Consider the following 17441-nt stretch of genomic DNA (forward strand, 5'->3'; position numbering starts at 1 on the left):
CGATAGGGCGAACATAATGCCCTCAAGTAGCGTCAGCGATAGGGCGAACATAATGGCCTAGTCGCGTTTCAAAACTTCCAAAAACGCGCTGTGGGGGATTTCGACCTTGCCAAATTGGCGCAGGCGTTTTTTGCCCTCCTTTTGCTTTTCCAACAATTTCTTTTTGCGGCTTACGTCGCCGCCGTAACATTTGGCCAACACGTCTTTGCGCACCGCCGGAATTGTTTCGCGGGCGATAATCCGGCCACCAATGGCGGCCTGCAATGGCACCTGAAATAATTGGCGGGGGATGACTTCCTTTAATTTTTCGCAAATGGCGCGGCCACGGGTTTCGGCAGACGCGCGGTGCAATATCATGGCCAGGGCATCGACCGGTTCGGCGTTGATAAGAATCATCACCTTGACCAAATCGCTTTCCTTGTAATCAATCAATTCGTAATCGAAAGACGCATAACCGCGCGAGATAGATTTTAACCGGTCGTGAAAATCGAACACCGTTTCGTTTAACGGCAATTCGTAAATCAACATCGCCCGCGTGCCGACGTAGGTTAAGTTTTTTTGCACGCCGCGCCGTTCGGTGCATAATGATAACACGCCGCCCAAATATTCGTCGGGCACCAAAATGGTGGCCTTAATCCATGGTTCTTTTATCGCCGTGATTAAATGGGGTTCGGGCATGTCGGCCGGGTTATGCAATTCCTTTTCGGTGCCGTCGGTCAATGCCAATTTATAAATAACCGATGGCGCGGTAGAAATAATATCCATGTTGAATTCGCGGCGCAGACGTTCCTGAATAATTTCCAAATGCAACAGGCCCAAAAACCCCGAGCGAAAACCAAACCCCAACGCGGCCGATGTTTCGGGTTCGAATTGAAAACTGGCGTCATTGAGCGATAATTTTTCCATCGAATCCCTTAATTCGTTGTAATCCGACGGGTCGGCGGGGAAAATACCGCAAAACACCACGGGTTCCGACGGGCGAAACCCGGGCAGGGCGGTGGTGGCGGGTTTGCGGTCGTCGGTTACGGTGTCGCCAACCTTGCAATCCGAAATTTGTTTTATACCGCTGATAATAACCCCGACCTCGCCGGCCGACAATTCCTTAACATCGACCAATTTTGGCTTCATCACGCCCAGCCGTTCGATATCGTGGCTGGCACCGGTTTCCATCAAGCGAAATTTTTGCCCAATGGCCAATTTGCCGTCGAACACCCGCACCAACAACATAACGCCGAGGTAGCTATTATACCAACTATCGATAAGCAAGGCGCGGGTTTCCTTAACCCCCGATTCCTTGGGCGGCGGCAATCGCTCGACGATAGCCTCCAACACCTTATCAATTCCCATGCCGCTTTTGGCCGAAATTTCGATGGCGTTATCGCACGGCAGGCCGACCACGTTTTCGATTTGCTCCTTGACCCGCGCCACATTGGCGGCGGGCAAATCAACCTTATTCAGCACCGGCACGATTTCCAAATCATTTTCCAACGCCAAATAAACATTGGCCAGGGTTTGCGCCTCGACCCCTTGCGATGCGTCAACCACCAGCAAACATCCCTCGCAAGCCGCCAGGGCACGCGATACCTCGTAAGAAAAATCAACATGCCCAGGGGTATCGATAAGATTTAGGATATAATCCTTGCCGTCCTTGGCCTTGTAATTCAAACGCACGGTTTGCGATTTGATGGTGATGCCGCGCTCCCGTTCCAAATCCATCGAATCCAGGATTTGCTCCTTCATCTCGCGGCTGGAAAGGGTTCCGGTCATTTCTATCAACCGGTCGGCCAGGGTCGATTTGCCATGATCGATATGAGCGATGATGGCAAAATTTCTGATATTATCGCGCATGTTTTTTAAAAATTCCTCAAAACAAAAAAACAGCGCGCGCCATTACTTAACCGGCACGGTCAAGGCGCGTTCATGCAGGCGGGCAATCAGCTGATTGATATCGCCGTTGCTTTGCCCCATGATGGAGGTAATTTCAGAACGCATCACCGCTATCATCGATATATTATTGACAACAATATCCATCACGCGGAAATCGCCATTATGCCACCACAACCGCCAAGAGGTTTTCAGGGCAGGGGTGTTCGAGCCAGCGGCGGGCGCAAATGTTACATGCGCGGTATAGATATCGTTGCTACCAACATCAACGCTATCAACCACGGTTTCTTGGCCTTTATAATTTTTAAATTGGCGGGCAAAGAAAATATGAAAGTAATCTATCAAGGCGACCTTGAACCGCTTGCGGTCGTCATCGTTTAATTGGCGATTATATTGCCCCAAGACAAAGGCCGAGGCCTGGTCATAGGCGGCATGTTTGTCAACCAACCCACTCATTTTTTTATTATATTCGGCGTCGGGCAGGTTGGAACGCACCAAGCCGACCACGGTTTTGCTTAAACCCAGCATGAAGACTTTCACTTCGTCCTGGCTTTTGCTTTGCGCCAGCGCGGGCTGATTAAAAGCGGCAACAAAAATACCAAAGGCGACCATCATCGAGAGAGCAATTTTTTTCATTTTTTTATCCTAAAAATTATTTTTTTATATTTATTTTTTGTTGATATAGTTTTTTTCGCGTTGTTGATAATTTTGCCAATAAACCGAACGTGCCACGGCGTAAGGATCTGCAAAGTCAGCGATGCTATCAAGCGCGGCCGGCCGATTTAACGTGGCCGACGCCCCCAACATGCTTGCCCTGATAATAGAATCTTCGGCGGGAAAGAGCAAGCTTAAAGCAATGCTCGCCGGGTTGATAATCGATTCGAGGGAACCGGCAAGGCCGGCGCGTTTACTGCTCGGCCCGCTAAAGAACGCCACGTTGTAATCGCCGATTGGCACGCCCCAACTGGCCAACATTAAATCGGCACTGGTGTCCTTGGTGCGGAGGGCGGGGGTGAAGGAACTGGCCGGGTCAAACGCGCCGCCGATACCAAGGGTGGTGTTGATGGTAAAACGCGACAGGGTTAACAAGCTATCGGTAAAATGCCCGCTGAGGGTTAAGAAAACGAATTTGCTTGGTTCCTGCATGTTGCTTAAAATATTACGCATAATCTGCGCCACTGGTGACGGCAAGACCGCCACCACCACGGTCGATATTGGTTTTAAAAAGGCGCGGTCGAGGAAGATATTAAAATCAAGCAATTGGCGATTGCGACCTTCGTTGGGGTCGGGGGCGGCGGCTACTTCCGCATCTTCGAACAAATTACTCAGCGCGGCGTCGCTGTCGCTAGAATTATAGCTGTTTTGTTGGTTGGTGTTGGCCGTCTCCTTGGCGGGGATTGGCGGCGGTGCTTTGATATTTGACTTGGCGTCCGGATTGGCAGGAACAACCGCCGACGCGTTGGCTTGGGCGGGGCGCGGGGTCGGGAAAAGCGAACTGGCAGGGAGCGGCAAAATGGTCGGTTTGGTAAAATTGGCTTTCAAAGGTGATGGCGCGACCGGCGATTCATCGGCATTATTGGTTTGGCTCATGGTTTGCGCGTTAGCCACCTGTAGCACCGGTTGCAACAACAGACACAATATAAGACACGCCAGCAGGTGGCGAAGGAAACGGCCAAAATCTTTCATTTTTATGCTTGGGCTATATTGTTTAATTATCACGTTTTGAAAAGCTTTGCAATTTACCTCTTTAGTCTATAAAAAGATAAAATGGATGAACATAATAAGAATTTTTTATTGCATGACAAAGAATTTGTCAAAAAATCATGCAGTTTATTGGCGAAGCGTGACCGGCGGGTTAAAAAACTACTATCGTTGGTTGGCCCGCCAACCCCGGCCAAACGGGAATATATCGGCTTTGCCAGTTTTGCCAATATCTTAATCAGCCAACAGATAAGCGCGGCCGCCGCCGCCAGCATTATAAAAAAGTTTTTATCCTTGGTGGGGGAGGTCACCCCCGAAAATATTTTGCGTCATTCGCCCGAGGCATTGCGTGGTGCCGGCCTATCACGGCAAAAAATTGAACGGATACAGCTGTTGGCGCAGGCGACGCTTGATGGTATTTTTCAACCCCACAATTTAAAAAAAATTTCGACCCAGGAAATCATTGCCCATATTGTGGCGCAGAAAGGTTTTGGCGAATGGTCGGGGGAGATTTTTGCGCTTTTTTCGCTTGGCCGGGTCGATGTTTTCCCAAAGGGCGATTTGGCATTGCAATTGGCGCATCAACATCTTTACCAATTGAAAAAACGCCCAACGCCCAAGGAATTGGAAAAGGCGTCGCTTGCCTGGACTCCTTATCGCTCGGTGGTCGCGCTGATGCTGTGGGATTATTATGGGCGGGTGGTTAAAAAACCAGCAAAAGAACAGCTTGCTAAAAAGTAGAATCTTGCGGTAATAGCTGGGGATAAAAGGAATTATCAAACAGGAGCTCGTGATGAAAAATAAAATGACAAAAAAAATATCCAGCGCGATAAAAGCCGGCAAAAAATCTGACGCCGTGAAATCGGCGGCGCATAAATCAGGGCCGTTGAGGTTAGACAGCGCCATGTTGCAAAAATACGCAATTATTTTTTTGCTGGCCGGTATCGCAAGTTTTTTTCTGGTCGATAAATTTTTGGCTGATGGTATTAAAAGCGTCGAATGGTTGACCAAAAACCGCCAGTCTTTTTTGCTTTACACTCTTGATGAAATCGGCCGCGCCAAGAATTGGGTTAGCGGCGCGGGCATGGTATTGATAGCGTCATCGTTCTTTTTGTATTTGAAGAAGGGGCATAAACTTCGCCAGCAATGGGTGCGTTATTCGGGGCGAATTTTTTTGGCGGTTTTTTCGGCCAATATCATCGTTAATATTTTAAAAACCGTGGTCGGTCGCTATCGGCCATATAATGTAACCCCCGATAGCGAGATTAGCTTCTACAGCGTGCAATTTTTGCAAGGCGGCTATAATAAATTGGCTTCCTTTCCCTCGGGCCATGCCACCACCGCCATGGCGGTTTGCCTGACGCTTTATTACCTTAACCCCAAGGCCGCCTATAACAAATATGTTTTCGCGGTTGGTGGTCTTATCATGGTGCAACGGCTTATCACGCTCAACCATTATTTTTCTGACATCGTGATTGGTAGCGGCATCGGCTTGCTGATGGCTTATCTTTCGGCGTGGTTTTGGAAAAACTTTATTAAAATTGGCGATTAGTGCTATGGTGGGAAAATGAATGATATTTTCCCAGTGCTGATTTTTGTCGCCGGTCTCCTGTGTGGTTTGTTGGCTGGCTGGTTTATCAGAAAAAGCACCCATCAACAGGAGGTTTCAAGCAATTTTGTCGATGAATTGCGCAACCAATTTAAATCGATAGCCTATGATATTTTAGACGACCAGCGGCAAAAAAACATCGATTCAATCGGCACCATCATCAACCCGTTCCGCGAAAACATCACCGAATTTCGTGGCCAAATCGAAAAAATATCGCGCGATGCCAGCCTGGAGCGAAACATCCTCCAGGAGCAAATCCGCCAAATATCGCAAGACGCCAGCAACCTGACCCGTGCCCTGACCAGCAGTGGCAAGACGTCGGGCAATTGGGGGGAGTTGGTGTTGGCGCGGTTGTTGGAAAATTCTGGCCTACAGGAGGGGGTGGGTTACCTCAGCCAGCCGAGTTATAACCTTAGCGGCAAGCAATTTCGCCCCGATGTCGTGTTGTTATTGCCCGACAAAAAACATTTGATTATCGACGCCAAATTGTCGCTGGCCGATTACGAGCGATTCGTCAATGGTGGGGACGAGGTTGAAAAACAATCGTCGTTGTTGCGTCACGTGGCGGCGGTGCGGAAACATATCAAGGACCTATCGGAGAAAAATTATCATCAAATCCCCGAACTCAACAGCCTGGATTTCGTGGTGATGTTTGTGCCTATCGAGCCAGCCTACATCGCCGCCATCGAGCAAGATGTGAACCTGTGGGAGGAGGCATGGCGGCGGAATATCCTGCTCGCCAGCCCGAGCAGTTTTATTTTCGTCCTGCGCACCATTGCCACCCTGTGGCAACAGGAGGCGCAGAATAAAAACGCCAAGGAAATTGCGCGCCAGGCCGGCAGTTTGTATGATAAATTTGTTGGCTTTGTCGAGGATTTGCAGGCGGTGGGCAGCAACCTTGACCGCGCGAAGGATTCCTACGACCAATCGTTAAAAAAACTTTCAACCGGCAAGGGGAGCCTGACCAGCCAAAGTGAAAAATTGAAAAAAATGGGCGCCAACGCCAGCAAAAATATTCCCGATAATCTGTTGCCTGAGGAATGAGTCGTGAATGATATATCGCATCGATTACCCAAAAATAAAATAACCATTATTTTTGGGTGGCGACAAACATCATGATGCTGGCCGCCATGGCAAGGTTAAGCGATTCGACCGCCCCGACCATGTTTATTGTGGCGCGGTCATGGGCGATGGATTGCAGGCCTGCGCTTAAACCCTGCTGTTCGTTGCCGAGCAAAATCATTTGTGGCCGAGGGTAGGGCAGGGTGCGGCAATCAACCCCGCCGCGCGGCACGGTGGCGGTGATATGAATACCCCCCTTATTTTTGTTGCACCAGGCTAAGAATTCAGGTTCGGTGGCGCAATAAACCGCGCAATGGTTGATGGCACCCATCGATGCGCGGGCGACCTCAGGCGAAAAAAAATCGACCGAGTCGCCGATTAAAATAACCGCCGCACCACCGCCAGCAAAGGCCACCAGGCCACGCACCATCGTTCCCAAATTGCCGGGGTCGCGTCCGCGGTCGATAGCCAAATAAAGCCCATTGGGCGTGACCGACAAATCATCGATATTTTTTTCCCAGGTTTCGACCACGGCAAAGGCGGTGAGGGGGTTATCACGCTGAGAAACCTTTAACGCCACCTTATCATCCAACAAAAAACATTTCGGCTGACGCGCGACAATATCGGCAAAGGTAACAACCTGCATCGCGTGTGTTGTGTAAAAAATTTGTTTGATGGCGCGATTGGCATTGGCGGCGTCGATAATCGCCTGAACCCCCTCGAGCAAGAAACAGCCATGGGCCTGGCGATTTTTTTTCAAGCGCAATGCCGTCAGAAATTTTATCTTTTCATTCTGCGCGCTGGTAATGGCTGGCGGGTTGGTTGACATTTTTTGCGACATTTTGGGAGACATTGCCGATAACATGATTGGCCAATTTGATGCGGTTGGTAAGTTTTTTTTGGTCTTCTGGCTATTTGTTTTTTGCCGATTTTTTGCCTATAGGTTTTCTATCACAAATTGCTTATCACTGCCATCTGCTTTTCTTACCATCACGAATCATAAACCCCTATGCCAGATTTCAATCTCAACCACCAGGATTTTCCGGCCATGCCTATCGCGGCCGATTTTTTTTACCAACCACGGGCATTGCGCAACAGCCCGTCCTTCACCCTGGTCGACAGCGGCGATGGTCAAAAATTAGAAAGACTTGGTGGTCAAAAATTTATCCGGCCCGAACCCCAAGCCCTGTGGCAACCGGCTGACCCAAATAATTGGCGCGATATCACCGCCGAATTTGTCACCAGCGCGCAAAAAAAAGACAGCCAAACTTTCAGGGCCGACAGCGAATCAGGCAACCCCGACAATTTTGGCAAATGGCATGTCGCAAAACAAATGGCGGATAAATGGGCGGTCGACCATTTTGGCGTGCCGTTGCTGGCGCGGCTGACGCCGTTTCGCCATTATGGTTTTTTTCCGGAGCAAGCCTTGCTCTGGCCCGAGATGATACGCCTCTGCGAACAATTGCCAAAATCCCCCGCGCCAACCGCGCTGAATTTATTTGCCTATTCGGGCATGGCGTCGTTGTTGCTGGCCAATCATGGCGCGGCGGTTACCCATGTCGATGCGTCGAAAAAAGCAATTCTTTACGCCGAGGAAAATATCAGCCGCGACAAGGGCGTCAAGTTGCTTATCGACGACGCCATCGATTTTGCGCATCGCGACATTCGCCGTGGCAAAACCTATAATTTGATTTTGCTCGACCCGCCAAAATTTGGCCGTGGGCCAAAGGGGGAGGGGTGGGATATTTGGCAAAACCTGCCGGAGCTTCTCTCGCTCCTGCCAAAGTTATTAACGCCAAATCAACCCGGCGCGGTGTTTTTAACCGCCTACGCCATTCGCGCCAGTTGTTACAGCCTGGCGCGCGCACTACAGCAGGCGTTTCGCGACAACAACATCGACAATGGCCGCGCGGCAAAAACCACCTTCGGCGAATTATCCCTGACCGAGGAAGCCCGCGGTTTTTATATCCCGCAGGCCCTTTATGCTATTTATCAAACCGAATAATCGCCATGCCGCTTTATCTTGTTGCCACGCCGATTGGAAATTTGGATGACTTGACGCCGCGCGCCCTGGCCCTGTTGCGCGACGCCGATTTGGTGTTGTGCGAAAACCCGCGCCATTCGCAAAAATTATTTGCCCATTATGGCCTGCGCAAAAAAACCATGCAGGTCAATGACCATAATGAAAAAAATGCCATCGCCAGCATCATGGCGCAATTGCAAGCTAATAAAAACATCGCCATGATAAGCGACGGCGGCACGCCGTTGGTTTCTGACCCGGGGTTCCCGCTGGTGCGGGTGGCATCGGCGGCCGGTATAAAAATTGTGCCGGTGCCCGGCGCGTCGGCGGTTTTAACCGCGCTGGTGGCCAGCGGCCTGCCGATGAATGTTTTTTCGTTCTTTGGTTTTCCCCCACCAAAAACAAGCGCGCGCGCCGATTTTTGGCAAGCGGTCAGCCGGCCCGGCCTTGGTTGTGCGGTGATTTTTTTGCCGCCGCATAAGGCCGAAACTTACCTCAGCGAATTGGCGACAGCCTACCCCGAGCGATTGGCCTGCCTGGCGCGGGAAATGACAAAAATTCATGAGGAATATATCACGCGACCCCTCGCCCAATTATTGGCGACCTGCCAACATAAAAAAAATTGGCGCGGCGAAATGGTGTTGGTCTTGGCGGAAATGGCGGAGGAGGAGCAACAGACGGTGGCAAAAGAGCTCCTTACATTATACAAAGAAAAAAACTTATCGATGCGCGACGCCCTGACCAAAACCATCGCCTTAACCCGCGAAAGCCATAATCGGCTTTATGATATTGCCCTAAAAATTTGGAAAAAATAATGAAAGACAAAAAACATAATGCGATAAAGGGGGTGATAGCCGAATGGTTGGCTATGGTCTATTTGCTGACGCGCGGTTACGTGCCGCAACAATGGCGTTACCCAACCCCATTTGCCGAAATCGATTGGCTGTGCCGAAAAAATAATGTGTTGATTGTCGTCGAGGTAAAATTCAGAAGCCGTTGGGACAATGAACCGGTTATCACCAGGGCGCAGGAAGCAAGGTTGCGCCGCGCCCTGCAATTTTGCATGAGGCGGTTTGGTTATCAATTGGGGCAATTGGATGGAATTGTTTTTTCCTTTAACCGCCGACCGATACATTATAAAAACCTATGGTAAAAAAAACAAAATCGCCACGTGCTAAGGCGGGCAATATAAATGGCGCGCTGATGATTCAGGGCACGGCGTCGTCGGCCGGTAAATCGTTGATTGCCATGGGGTTGTGCCGAATCTTGGCCAATCGCGGCCTGCGGGTTGCGCCGTTCAAACCACAAAACATGTCGAACAACGCGATGGTCGCGGTCGATGGCGGCGAAATTGGTCGCGCCCAAGCGTTGCAGGCGATGGCTTGCAACCTGCCGCCCAGTCATCATTTTAACCCGGTGTTGTTGAAACCGCTGGGCAATAATTTATCGCAATTGGTGGTGCAGGGGCGGGTGATGGGCAATATCACGGCGCGTGATTATTACGCGATGAAACCCGAGCTGATGAAAAAAATTTTCGCCAGTTATAAGCTGTTGCAACAACAATATGATGTTATTATTGTCGAGGGGGCGGGGAGTCCGGCGGAGGTGAACCTGCGCGCCGATGACATGGCCAACATGGGTTTTGCCACGGTGGCGCAATGCCCGGTGTTGTTGGTGGGGGATATCGACCGCGGCGGCGTGGTGGCGTCGGTCGTCGGCACGCACAGCGTTTTATCGCGCAGGGATAGGCAATATATCAAAGGCTTCATCATCAACAAATTTCGCGGCGACGCAACATTGTTCGATGACGGATTAAAATTCATCAGCAAAAAAACCGGCTGGCCGGCCTTGGGGATGGTGCCATTTTTTGAACGGGCGCATTTGTTTCCTGACGAGGATTCCTTAAGTTTTTCGGCGCAACCGGCCGATGACTTCCCGACTTTAGCCGCTGTTTTTAAAACCCCGCATATGGCGCAAAGCGACGATGTCGCGCCGCTACGCCATTTGTTAAATGCCAATGGTTATGGTCTGGGTATTATCCAACCCGGGCAACCCTTGCCGGCCGGCGTGAAAATTATCGTCCTGCCGGGGAGCAAGAACACCATGGCCGATTTGGCATTTTTGCGGCAACATGGTTTTGATAAAATAATTCTTCAGCATCACCAAGCGGGCGGCATGGTGATTGGCCTGTGCGGCGGGTATCAGATGCTGGGGGCCAGCATTGCCGACCCCCATGGTGTCGAGGGGGTGGCGGGGACAGCGATGGATGCCCTAAACCTGTTGCCACTGCGCACCATATTGGAAAAGGAAAAACAAGTTACTGAAACAACCGCGCAGGAAACCATGTTCGGCACGCGGGTGCGGGGTTATGAAATCCACGCTGGGGTTAGCCAGCAATTGCCCGGGGAAGACGTTCAACCATTATTAAAAATAAACAACAACCATATCGATGGCATGGTAAGGGCAGATAAAAAAGTCATCGGCAGTTACCTGCATGGTTTATTGCACAACCATGAATTTTTGGTAAAATTGCTGGCGCAGGCTGGCATTGCGTTAAAACACCAACCGGTTTACAACAGCGACCTGGCGCGGGCGATGGATGATTGGGCCAATTTTTTGGGCGACTATTTGGCTATCGATAAAATTTTCTCGCTGATAAAATAAACGACGCTACACCGCAATTGGTGCCTTTATCCCCGGGAATGGGTCATAGCCCAGCACCGCAATATCGTCGAACGTAAATTGAAATATATCATTAATATCCGGGTTTAGCATTAAACGCGGCAGTGGCCTGGGGGCGCGTGCCAATTGGGTTGTCGCCTGCGCCAGGTGGTTGTTGTAAATATGCACATCGCCAAAACTGATAATCAGCTCATCAGGGGTCAGGTCGGAAACCTGCGCCAGCATGAAGGTCAACAGGCTGTAGGACGCAATGTTAAAGGGCACGCCCAAAAAATAATCCGCGCTCCGCATGTATAAATGACAAGATAATTTTTTATTCACCACGTAAAATTGACAAAGTAAATGGCATGGCGGCAATTTCATTTTGCCAATGTCGCCTACGTTCCAGGCCGATAAAATAATGCGCCGCGAATCGGGGTCGTTTTTTAACTGGTTTAAGATGGTGCTGATTTGGTCGTGCGCCACGCCGTCGGCATCGCGCCAGGCGCGCCATTGCTTGCCGTAAACCGGGCCCAGGTTGCCATCTTTATCCGCCCATTCATCCCAAATGGTGATGTTGTGTTTTTTTAAATAATTAATATTGTCGTCGCCGCGCAAAAACCATAATAATTCATGAACAATGGACGGCCAATGGAGTTTTTTTGTTGTTATTAAGGGAAAGCCATTTTTCAAATCAAACCGCAATTGCCTGCCAAATAATGACAGGGTGCCAACGCCGGTGCGGTTGTTTTTTTTATGACCGGTTTTTATTATGTCGTCGAGCAAATCAAGATATTGTTTCATCTTATTATATTTTATCTTGATTCTGCCAACAATGCAAAATAATCTGCATGTTTTTTTTAAGGCTTGCTCACCCAGCAAGCCATCATGTTAAACCCGTTGGTGGCGGTGGTGGGGCAAAGCAATTTGTTCCAATAGGCAACGCGGTCATATTCGCCATGATACATCGGGATAAAATAATAACCCCACATGATAATGCGGTCCATCGCGTGGGCGGCGGTCAACATTTCTTGTTCGTTTTGCGCCCTTGTCAATTTATCAATAACGGCATCCAGCGCGGGGGATTGCACGCCGGCCAGGTTGGGGCTACCCATTTGCTTGGCGGCCTCGCTCCCCCACAGCAGACGTTGCTCGTCGCCCAGCATATCAGGATTGCCAACCACGTTGATGGTAACATCGTAGTTAAAATTTAACAATTGCCGTGTCAGCACCGAGGGGTCAATGACGCGCAAATTGACCCTCGCCCCAATACGCTTGGCCGATTGCACCAGCGGCGACAGCACGGGAATAAAAGCACCATTATCCAGCAATATGGTAAATTCGACCGGTATTTTTTTGGGTGAATATAGGGTTTGCCCCTGGTAATAAAAACCGGCAGACTCCAAAATTTTTACCGCCAACAACATGTTGGTGCGAAAATTATCCCCCGAATTGTCGGGTGGGGTATAGGCCGCGCCGAAAACCTCGGGTGGCAAATCTTTTTTAAACGGCAATAACATATCCAGTTCTGCCGCGCTTGGCCTGCCGGTGGCGCGCAGTTTGCTGTTATCAAACAGCGACGCGGTGCGGGTATAGGCGCGATACATCAAATTGTCATTGGCCCATTCAAAATTCCACAGCAATTGCATGGCATGGCGCAACGCCCGGCCGTCGTCGCCGGCGAACAATGGTTTCCGCAAGTTAAATGCGATATATTGCATTGGTGCCATGCGGCGATGGTGAAATTCTTTCTTAATTATCTTGCCGCTTTTAACCGCCGGCAAGTCGTAGGCCGTGGCCCATTTGCGGGCGATGGTTTCGACATGAATATCAACCTGGCCGGCCTTAAAGGCCTCGAAGGCGACTGCGCCATCGCGGTAAAATCGAAATTTCATGGTGGCGTAATTATTTTGTCCGATTTGCGTGTTTAAATCCCGCGCCCAATAATTTGGCAATAATTCGTATGTCAAATATTCGCCGGGCGCGAAATCCTTGATGCGGTAGGGGCCACTGCCCAATGGCACGGTTAAGCTTGGTTTATTAAAATCCTTATCTTGCCAAAAATGCTTGGGCAACACCGTCAACCCGCCCAAGATATTTGGTATTTTGCGATTGCTGGGGTTGTTGTTGGTGAAGATCACGACCTGCTTGCCCACGGCGCGAACCCCGCCGATATCGCGGTAAAATGATTTGTAGGATGGATCGGTGGAATTCAAAAGCGTGTTAAATGTCCAAACAACGTCATCGGCGGTGATTGCCACGCCATCGGTAAAACGCGCTTTCGGGTTGATGTGAAAGGCGATGGTGCGTTTGTCGGGGCTGACATAAATACCATCGGCTATCAAGCCATATTGAGATGTCTTGTCATCGTCATCGCCGTTACCGGTCATCAGGGTATCGTAAATCAAGCCGATGGAAGAGGGGGCGATGCCCTGGAGCAGGTAGGGGTTGAAACTATCAAACGAACCAACCGAGGCCAAGGTCAAGCTACCGGTTTTGGGCGCATTGGGGTTAACCGATTTAAAATGGGCAAAGCCTTTCGGGTATTTAACCTGCCCCAATATGGCATAACCATGTTGAAAATTATAATTATCGGCGGCGTTGGTTGCGGCATCATTGGCGGCGGCATTGGTAGCGGCACGGGCCAATTGATTCTGACCGATTATTGCAAATGATAGGTTAATGGCGACAACCATGGCGACAATCATCGTCGCGGGTGCAGGCATGGCAAGCCCAAGCATGGTAAGCCATTGCCAACCAACTATTGCCCGTCGTGGCCGGGCGCGAAAACGCCCCCCCTTAAACATCCATCTCATAGGTTATCCAGCTAGTGCGGGTGGCGATGGAATCATACAATGGCCGGGCGCGATAATTGTTATCGGCGGTTAGCCATGTTACCATCGTCCAGCCATTTTTTTTTGCAACGTCCTTGACCGCCATCATCAATTGCCGGCCAATTTTTTTACCGCGCGTGTCGGGCAAAACAAACAGGTCGTCAAAAAAACAGGCCGTGGTGCCGGTCAGCGAGCTAGGGAAAGAGCGATAATGGGCAAAACCCAATAATTTATCGACTTGCGTTGCGACCAACCCATGGAAGTCCTTGCCATCATCCATCAGCCATTGCCAAACGCGGTCGGCCAAATCGTCAGAAAAGGCCACCTTATAAAATTCGCAATAGCCACGAAACAACCCACGCCACGCGTTTGCATCGCCGGGGGAAAGGGGGCGGATAATAATATCGTTCATAAGGGACAATAAAATGTGCGGTAAGATAAATAAATATAATAGGCTAAATTACTGCCATCTTAATAGATTTCCCCAAATTTGTATAGTGGCTTATGCGCGCGCAACGCGCCCGTATTTATATTGCCATATGGCGATGGCAAATGGTGGCAATTTTGCTGTTATTTCTTTTTAATTATATTATTGCCGTCTTTTTTATCACTGGCAAAATACAAATAAACCAGGAACGCCCCAACCGCAATAATGCCAAAGATAAGCATTATTTTTACAAAGGCAAATAACCACAACAGGGTAATGACGCCAACCACCAGTAAGATAAATTTAATCACCCGCGCAGTGTAACAAAGAAACATCATAAGGATAAGAAGAAAAAGCATCCTTAGGGCATATCGGCGACAGATTGGCGGTGGTTGTTAATTTATCGCTTTTTATTTGTCATAATGTTTATTATGCGAATAATGCAATGGGGTAATTCCATCAACCCCCTTAATTATCCCGTTAATCGCCATGGCGATTCGCGGCATTAGATTGCTTTGGGATTGCTTTGCTTATGGTGGTGAATTTGCTATTTGTGGCAATCATGACATCCCTTAAAAACGGCGTTGCCGTTATTTTGAATTATTGCAACGAATTGCCACGCGGCGAGGAAAACCTGCCAGCCGTTTATCGCATGATAAACAAGGATAACGACGTTATTTACGTCGGCAAGGCCAAGCAATTAAAAAAACGCCTGGTCAGCTACACCAAGCCGCAAAAACTCGGCAACCGCATCCAACGCATGATAGCCGAAACCGCCAAGATGGAATTTATCATCACCCATACCGAGGCCGAGGCCTTGCTGTTGGAATCAAACCTTATCAAGGAACTGCAACCGCGTTATAATATATTGCTCCGCGATGACAAATCCTTTCCGATGGTGCTTATCCGCCGCGACCACCCATTCCCGCAAATTTTAAAACACCGCGGCGCAAAAAAAACCAAGGGCGATTATTTCGGGCCCTATGCCTCGACCCGCGCGGTCAACGAATCGTTGGTGGTGTTGGAACGGGTGTTTCAATTGCGCAATTGCAGTGATAGTATTTTTTCCAACCGCAAACGGCCGTGTTTGCAATTTCATATCAAACGTTGCACCGCGCCATGCGTCGGCAAAATCAGCGAGGTCGCTTACGAAAAAAACGTCGCGTCAGCCAAACAATTTTTGCAGGGTGGCAGTCGCCACGTGCAAACCATGCTGGAAAAAGACATGGCGATAGCCGCCGCCAAGCGCGATTATGAAAAGGCCGCCGAGGTAAGAGACCGCATTCAGGCCCTGACCAAATTGCAACAAAGCCAGACCATCAACATCGGCAATTTGTCGGCCGATATCGTCGCCCTTTACCGCGGTGGCAATGACAAGCAAGTTGCCATCCAATTGTTTTTTTACCGCGACGGCCAAAACCACGGCAATCGAGCTTTCTTTCCCAAAATTTCATCTGGCGGCGACATGGGCGATAATGGCGATGATGATATCAAAGAAATCATGGCTAGCTTCCTTGCCCAATTTTACCGCGACATGCCGCCGCCGCCGGAAATCCTCCTCTCCCACCCTTGCGATGACCAGGCAACACTCGAATTGGCACTGACGCAAATCCATGGCAAAAAAGTAACCATCAGCGTGCCGCAAAAGGGCATAAAAAAATCGGCAATGGATGAGGCCGTAAAAAATGCCAAATGGTCGTTGATGCGCAAAACCGCCGACGAGGCACAAACCAGCAAAAACCTGACCGCCCTATTCGCCCTGGCCGAACAACATAACCAAATGCCCGGCGACAAATTATCGCGCATTGAAATTTACGACAACAGCCACCTGCAGGGCAGTAACCCGGTCGGCGCGATGGTGGTTTATGGCCGCGATGGATTTGATAAAAAATCCTATCGCCTATTTAATTTTGACGCGCGGCGCGGCGGCGGCGACGACATTGCCTTCATGACCGAAATGTTGACGCGTCGCCTGTCGCGCGCCATTAACGAGGGCCCCCCCCTGCCCGACCTTATCATGCTCGACGGCGGCAAACCGCAATTGTCGGCGGCGATTGCTGTGCTGGCCGACCTTGGGCTTTCGACTCAGGTGCCGTTGATGGCGATTGCCAAGGGCGTCGACCGCAACGCCGGACGCGAACGGCTTTTTTTTCCACCGCCGGCACCATCGGCCGCCGTGCCCGAGGTTGCCTTGGCGCTTGATGACCCGTTACAATTTTTTATCCAGCGATTGCGCGACGAGGCACACCGCTTCGCCATTATGGCACACCGCAAAAAACGTAAAAAAGATATCGAACGCACCACGCTCGACGATATCCCTGGCATTGGGGCGAAACGCAAACGCGCCCTTATCAATCATTTTGGCTCGGCGCAATTGGTACAATCGGCCGGCATCGCCGATTTGATGAAGGTGCAAGGAATCTCCAAAGACCTCGCCGAGCATATCTACCACTTTCACCACTGAGCAAATTTTTTTGAAAAAACGGCAGAGAAGATAGCGATGCCACATTGCCTCCATTGCTTCAGCCGCCGACGAGGGAGAAAAACAAGGAGCGCAAGCGACTATGTTTTTCGGGTGGGTTCGCCACTCCCCCGTCATTCTCGAAAATTTTTCTTGCCATGTTGCGAATGCAACATGGCGAAAACAATAGAAAAATTTATCGGGAAACCAATCCTTGGCCTCAAATTTGCTCGCTCCCAAACAGCCATCGTCTCGCTGGTTGGTAAAATGACAGCTTCGCTGGCGAATGATTATTACTTTGGTGAAAGGCGACGCCAAGGATTGGTTTCCCGATAATCGTTGCGAATGGTTTGCGATATTGCTGAACGCAATATCGCTCGCAACGATTTCGAGAATGACTGACTGTGGGATTTTTTTGGCGTAGGGTAAAAAAAGGCAGAGAAGATAGCGATGCCACAAAGCCCCCCCCTTGTATCACAAGGGAGGTCGCCAATCCCTACACGAACGTAATATGACCCGCATCACCACCAATGAGGGCGATGAATTGGTCGTAGGTCAGGGCGGAGGCGTGCGTAACCGGGTCGAGATGTAGCGTTAAGGTGCCCGTCAGGTGCGATGGGTCAAACCCGCCGTCCCATGCCTGGCCCGGGGCTGATGGTAAATTCCCCGCCAATAGATTCAATTCATCCGCCGAAACGACGGGCGCGGTTGCGCCGGCGTTAAATTGCACGTCCTTGCCATCGGCGTCGAACACAATATGGCCGGTGCCGTCGTTCGCATCA

Annotated in this window: 18 protein-coding genes; 9 read left to right on the plus strand and 9 right to left on the minus strand. The window is 50.1% G+C overall.

Annotated elements, in window-relative coordinates; genetic code table 11:
• Positions 1 to 57: 57 nt before the first annotated feature.
• From lepA to QM529_05985, 3 genes are read right to left on the minus strand one after another with little or no spacing between them, the layout of a single operon-like run.
• Positions 58 to 1848, minus strand: a complete 1791-nt coding sequence (gene lepA / locus QM529_05975; protein ID MDI9314201.1) for a translation elongation factor 4 — start codon at positions 1846 to 1848, stop codon at positions 58 to 60.
• 42 nt (positions 1849 to 1890) lie between these two features.
• Positions 1891 to 2520 carry an ABC transporter substrate-binding protein gene (locus QM529_05980; protein ID MDI9314202.1) on the minus strand — a complete coding sequence of 210 codons (630 nt, stop codon included), beginning with the start codon at positions 2518 to 2520 and terminating at the stop codon, positions 1891 to 1893.
• Between the two features lie 30 nt (positions 2521 to 2550).
• Positions 2551 to 3570 (minus strand): MlaA family lipoprotein, encoded by a 1020-nt coding sequence (locus tag QM529_05985; GenBank protein MDI9314203.1) that lies wholly within the window; start codon positions 3568 to 3570, stop codon positions 2551 to 2553.
• An 81-nt stretch (positions 3571 to 3651) separates the two neighbouring features.
• On the opposite strand from QM529_05985, the gene QM529_05990 reads away from it, so the two are divergent.
• The 3 genes from QM529_05990 (at position 3652) to rmuC (ending at position 6238) form a co-directional block, all read left to right on the plus strand.
• The gene (locus QM529_05990; protein MDI9314204.1) at positions 3652 to 4326 is read left to right on the plus strand and encodes a hypothetical protein; all 675 of its coding nucleotides are present in this window, start codon (positions 3652 to 3654) and stop codon (positions 4324 to 4326) included.
• A gap of 64 nt (positions 4327 to 4390) precedes the next feature.
• Positions 4391 to 5137 carry a phosphatase PAP2 family protein gene (locus QM529_05995; GenBank protein MDI9314205.1) on the plus strand — a complete coding sequence of 249 codons (747 nt, stop codon included), beginning with the start codon at positions 4391 to 4393 and terminating at the stop codon, positions 5135 to 5137.
• A 15-nt stretch (positions 5138 to 5152) separates the two neighbouring features.
• Positions 5153 to 6238, plus strand: coding sequence for a DNA recombination protein RmuC (gene rmuC, locus QM529_06000; GenBank protein MDI9314206.1), 1086 nt, complete (start codon positions 5153 to 5155; stop codon positions 6236 to 6238).
• Between the two features lie 46 nt (positions 6239 to 6284).
• On the opposite strand, the gene QM529_06005 is transcribed toward rmuC, so the two are convergent.
• Entirely contained in the window at positions 6285 to 7097 is an 813-nt protein-coding gene (locus tag QM529_06005; GenBank protein MDI9314207.1) for an RNA methyltransferase, read from the minus strand.
• A gap of 168 nt (positions 7098 to 7265) precedes the next feature.
• Here QM529_06005 and QM529_06010 point away from each other — a divergent pair, with 168 nt between their 5' ends.
• Genes QM529_06010 through QM529_06025 form a run of 4 tightly spaced genes read left to right on the plus strand, consistent with a single transcriptional unit; the run spans position 7266 to position 10940 of the window.
• Positions 7266 to 8261 carry a hypothetical protein gene (locus tag QM529_06010; protein MDI9314208.1) on the plus strand — a complete coding sequence of 332 codons (996 nt, stop codon included), beginning with the start codon at positions 7266 to 7268 and terminating at the stop codon, positions 8259 to 8261.
• A gap of 5 nt (positions 8262 to 8266) precedes the next feature.
• Positions 8267 to 9091 carry a 16S rRNA (cytidine(1402)-2'-O)-methyltransferase gene (rsmI, locus tag QM529_06015; protein ID MDI9314209.1) on the plus strand — a complete coding sequence of 275 codons (825 nt, stop codon included), beginning with the start codon at positions 8267 to 8269 and terminating at the stop codon, positions 9089 to 9091.
• On the plus strand, positions 9091 to 9429 hold the full coding sequence (locus QM529_06020) for a YraN family protein (GenBank protein ID MDI9314210.1): 339 nt from the start codon (positions 9091 to 9093) through the stop codon (positions 9427 to 9429). Before rsmI ends, QM529_06020 begins: the two co-directional genes overlap by 1 nt.
• Complete coding sequence (locus QM529_06025) at positions 9423 to 10940, plus strand: cobyric acid synthase (GenBank protein MDI9314211.1); 1518 nt, start codon at positions 9423 to 9425, stop codon at positions 10938 to 10940. The genes QM529_06020 and QM529_06025 overlap by 7 nt, the downstream gene beginning before the upstream one ends.
• A gap of 6 nt (positions 10941 to 10946) precedes the next feature.
• Here the strand turns inward: QM529_06025 and QM529_06030 are convergent, their stop codons facing one another.
• The 4 genes from QM529_06030 to QM529_06045 all read right to left on the minus strand — a co-directional run bounded on the left by QM529_06030 (position 10947) and on the right by QM529_06045 (position 14557).
• Complete coding sequence (locus QM529_06030; protein ID MDI9314212.1) at positions 10947 to 11741, minus strand: thymidylate synthase; 795 nt, start codon at positions 11739 to 11741, stop codon at positions 10947 to 10949.
• A gap of 56 nt (positions 11742 to 11797) precedes the next feature.
• The gene (locus QM529_06035; GenBank protein MDI9314213.1) at positions 11798 to 13678 is read right to left on the minus strand and encodes an extracellular solute-binding protein; all 1881 of its coding nucleotides are present in this window, start codon (positions 13676 to 13678) and stop codon (positions 11798 to 11800) included.
• A gap of 58 nt (positions 13679 to 13736) precedes the next feature.
• Positions 13737 to 14183 (minus strand): GNAT family N-acetyltransferase, encoded by a 447-nt coding sequence (locus QM529_06040; protein ID MDI9314214.1) that lies wholly within the window; start codon positions 14181 to 14183, stop codon positions 13737 to 13739.
• A 158-nt stretch (positions 14184 to 14341) separates the two neighbouring features.
• Positions 14342 to 14557 (minus strand): hypothetical protein, encoded by a 216-nt coding sequence (locus QM529_06045; protein MDI9314215.1) that lies wholly within the window; start codon positions 14555 to 14557, stop codon positions 14342 to 14344.
• Between the two features lie 203 nt (positions 14558 to 14760).
• Between QM529_06045 and uvrC the strand changes: the two genes are divergently transcribed.
• Together uvrC and QM529_06055 are read left to right on the plus strand one after the other, a co-directional pair.
• Positions 14761 to 16662, plus strand: a complete 1902-nt coding sequence (uvrC, locus tag QM529_06050; GenBank protein MDI9314216.1) for an excinuclease ABC subunit UvrC — start codon at positions 14761 to 14763, stop codon at positions 16660 to 16662.
• Positions 16663 to 16833: 171 nt separating this feature from the next.
• Entirely contained in the window at positions 16834 to 16995 is a 162-nt protein-coding gene (locus QM529_06055; protein MDI9314217.1) for a hypothetical protein, read from the plus strand.
• Positions 16996 to 17155: 160 nt separating this feature from the next.
• Here QM529_06055 and QM529_06060 read toward each other — a convergent pair.
• Positions 17156 to 17441, minus strand: a 286-nt coding sequence (locus QM529_06060; protein ID MDI9314218.1) for a hypothetical protein, incomplete at its 5' end; no start/stop codon positions are given.

Origin of the sequence: Hydrotalea sp. (genome assembly GCA_030054115.1) — a bacterium.
Classification (GTDB): Bacteria; Pseudomonadota; Alphaproteobacteria; order JASGCL01; family JASGCL01; genus JASGCL01.

Coding starts and splice junctions, on each gene's coding strand:
- QM529_05980 (MDI9314202.1), bottom strand. CDS start 2,520: ATGAAAAAAATTGCTCTCTCGATGATGGTCGCCTTTGGTATTTTTGTT.
- rmuC (MDI9314206.1), top strand. CDS start 5,153: ATGAATGATATTTTCCCAGTGCTGATTTTTGTCGCCGGTCTCCTGTGT.
- QM529_06040 (MDI9314214.1), bottom strand. CDS start 14,183: ATGAACGATATTATTATCCGCCCCCTTTCCCCCGGCGATGCAAACGCG.
- QM529_06025 (MDI9314211.1), top strand. CDS start 9,423: ATGGTAAAAAAAACAAAATCGCCACGTGCTAAGGCGGGCAATATAAAT.
- rsmI (MDI9314209.1), top strand. CDS start 8,267: ATGCCGCTTTATCTTGTTGCCACGCCGATTGGAAATTTGGATGACTTG.
- QM529_05985 (MDI9314203.1), bottom strand. CDS start 3,570: ATGAAAGATTTTGGCCGTTTCCTTCGCCACCTGCTGGCGTGTCTTATA.
- QM529_06005 (MDI9314207.1), bottom strand. CDS start 7,097: ATGTCGCAAAAAATGTCAACCAACCCGCCAGCCATTACCAGCGCGCAG.
- QM529_06055 (MDI9314217.1), top strand. CDS start 16,834: ATGGCGAAAACAATAGAAAAATTTATCGGGAAACCAATCCTTGGCCTC.
- uvrC (MDI9314216.1), top strand. CDS start 14,761: ATGACATCCCTTAAAAACGGCGTTGCCGTTATTTTGAATTATTGCAAC.
- QM529_06035 (MDI9314213.1), bottom strand. CDS start 13,678: ATGCTTGGGCTTGCCATGCCTGCACCCGCGACGATGATTGTCGCCATG.
- QM529_05990 (MDI9314204.1), top strand. CDS start 3,652: ATGGATGAACATAATAAGAATTTTTTATTGCATGACAAAGAATTTGTC.
- QM529_06020 (MDI9314210.1), top strand. CDS start 9,091: ATGAAAGACAAAAAACATAATGCGATAAAGGGGGTGATAGCCGAATGG.
- QM529_06010 (MDI9314208.1), top strand. CDS start 7,266: ATGCCAGATTTCAATCTCAACCACCAGGATTTTCCGGCCATGCCTATC.
- lepA (MDI9314201.1), bottom strand. CDS start 1,848: ATGCGCGATAATATCAGAAATTTTGCCATCATCGCTCATATCGATCAT.
- QM529_06045 (MDI9314215.1), bottom strand. CDS start 14,557: ATGCTTTTTCTTCTTATCCTTATGATGTTTCTTTGTTACACTGCGCGG.
- QM529_06030 (MDI9314212.1), bottom strand. CDS start 11,741: ATGAAACAATATCTTGATTTGCTCGACGACATAATAAAAACCGGTCAT.
- QM529_05995 (MDI9314205.1), top strand. CDS start 4,391: ATGACAAAAAAAATATCCAGCGCGATAAAAGCCGGCAAAAAATCTGAC.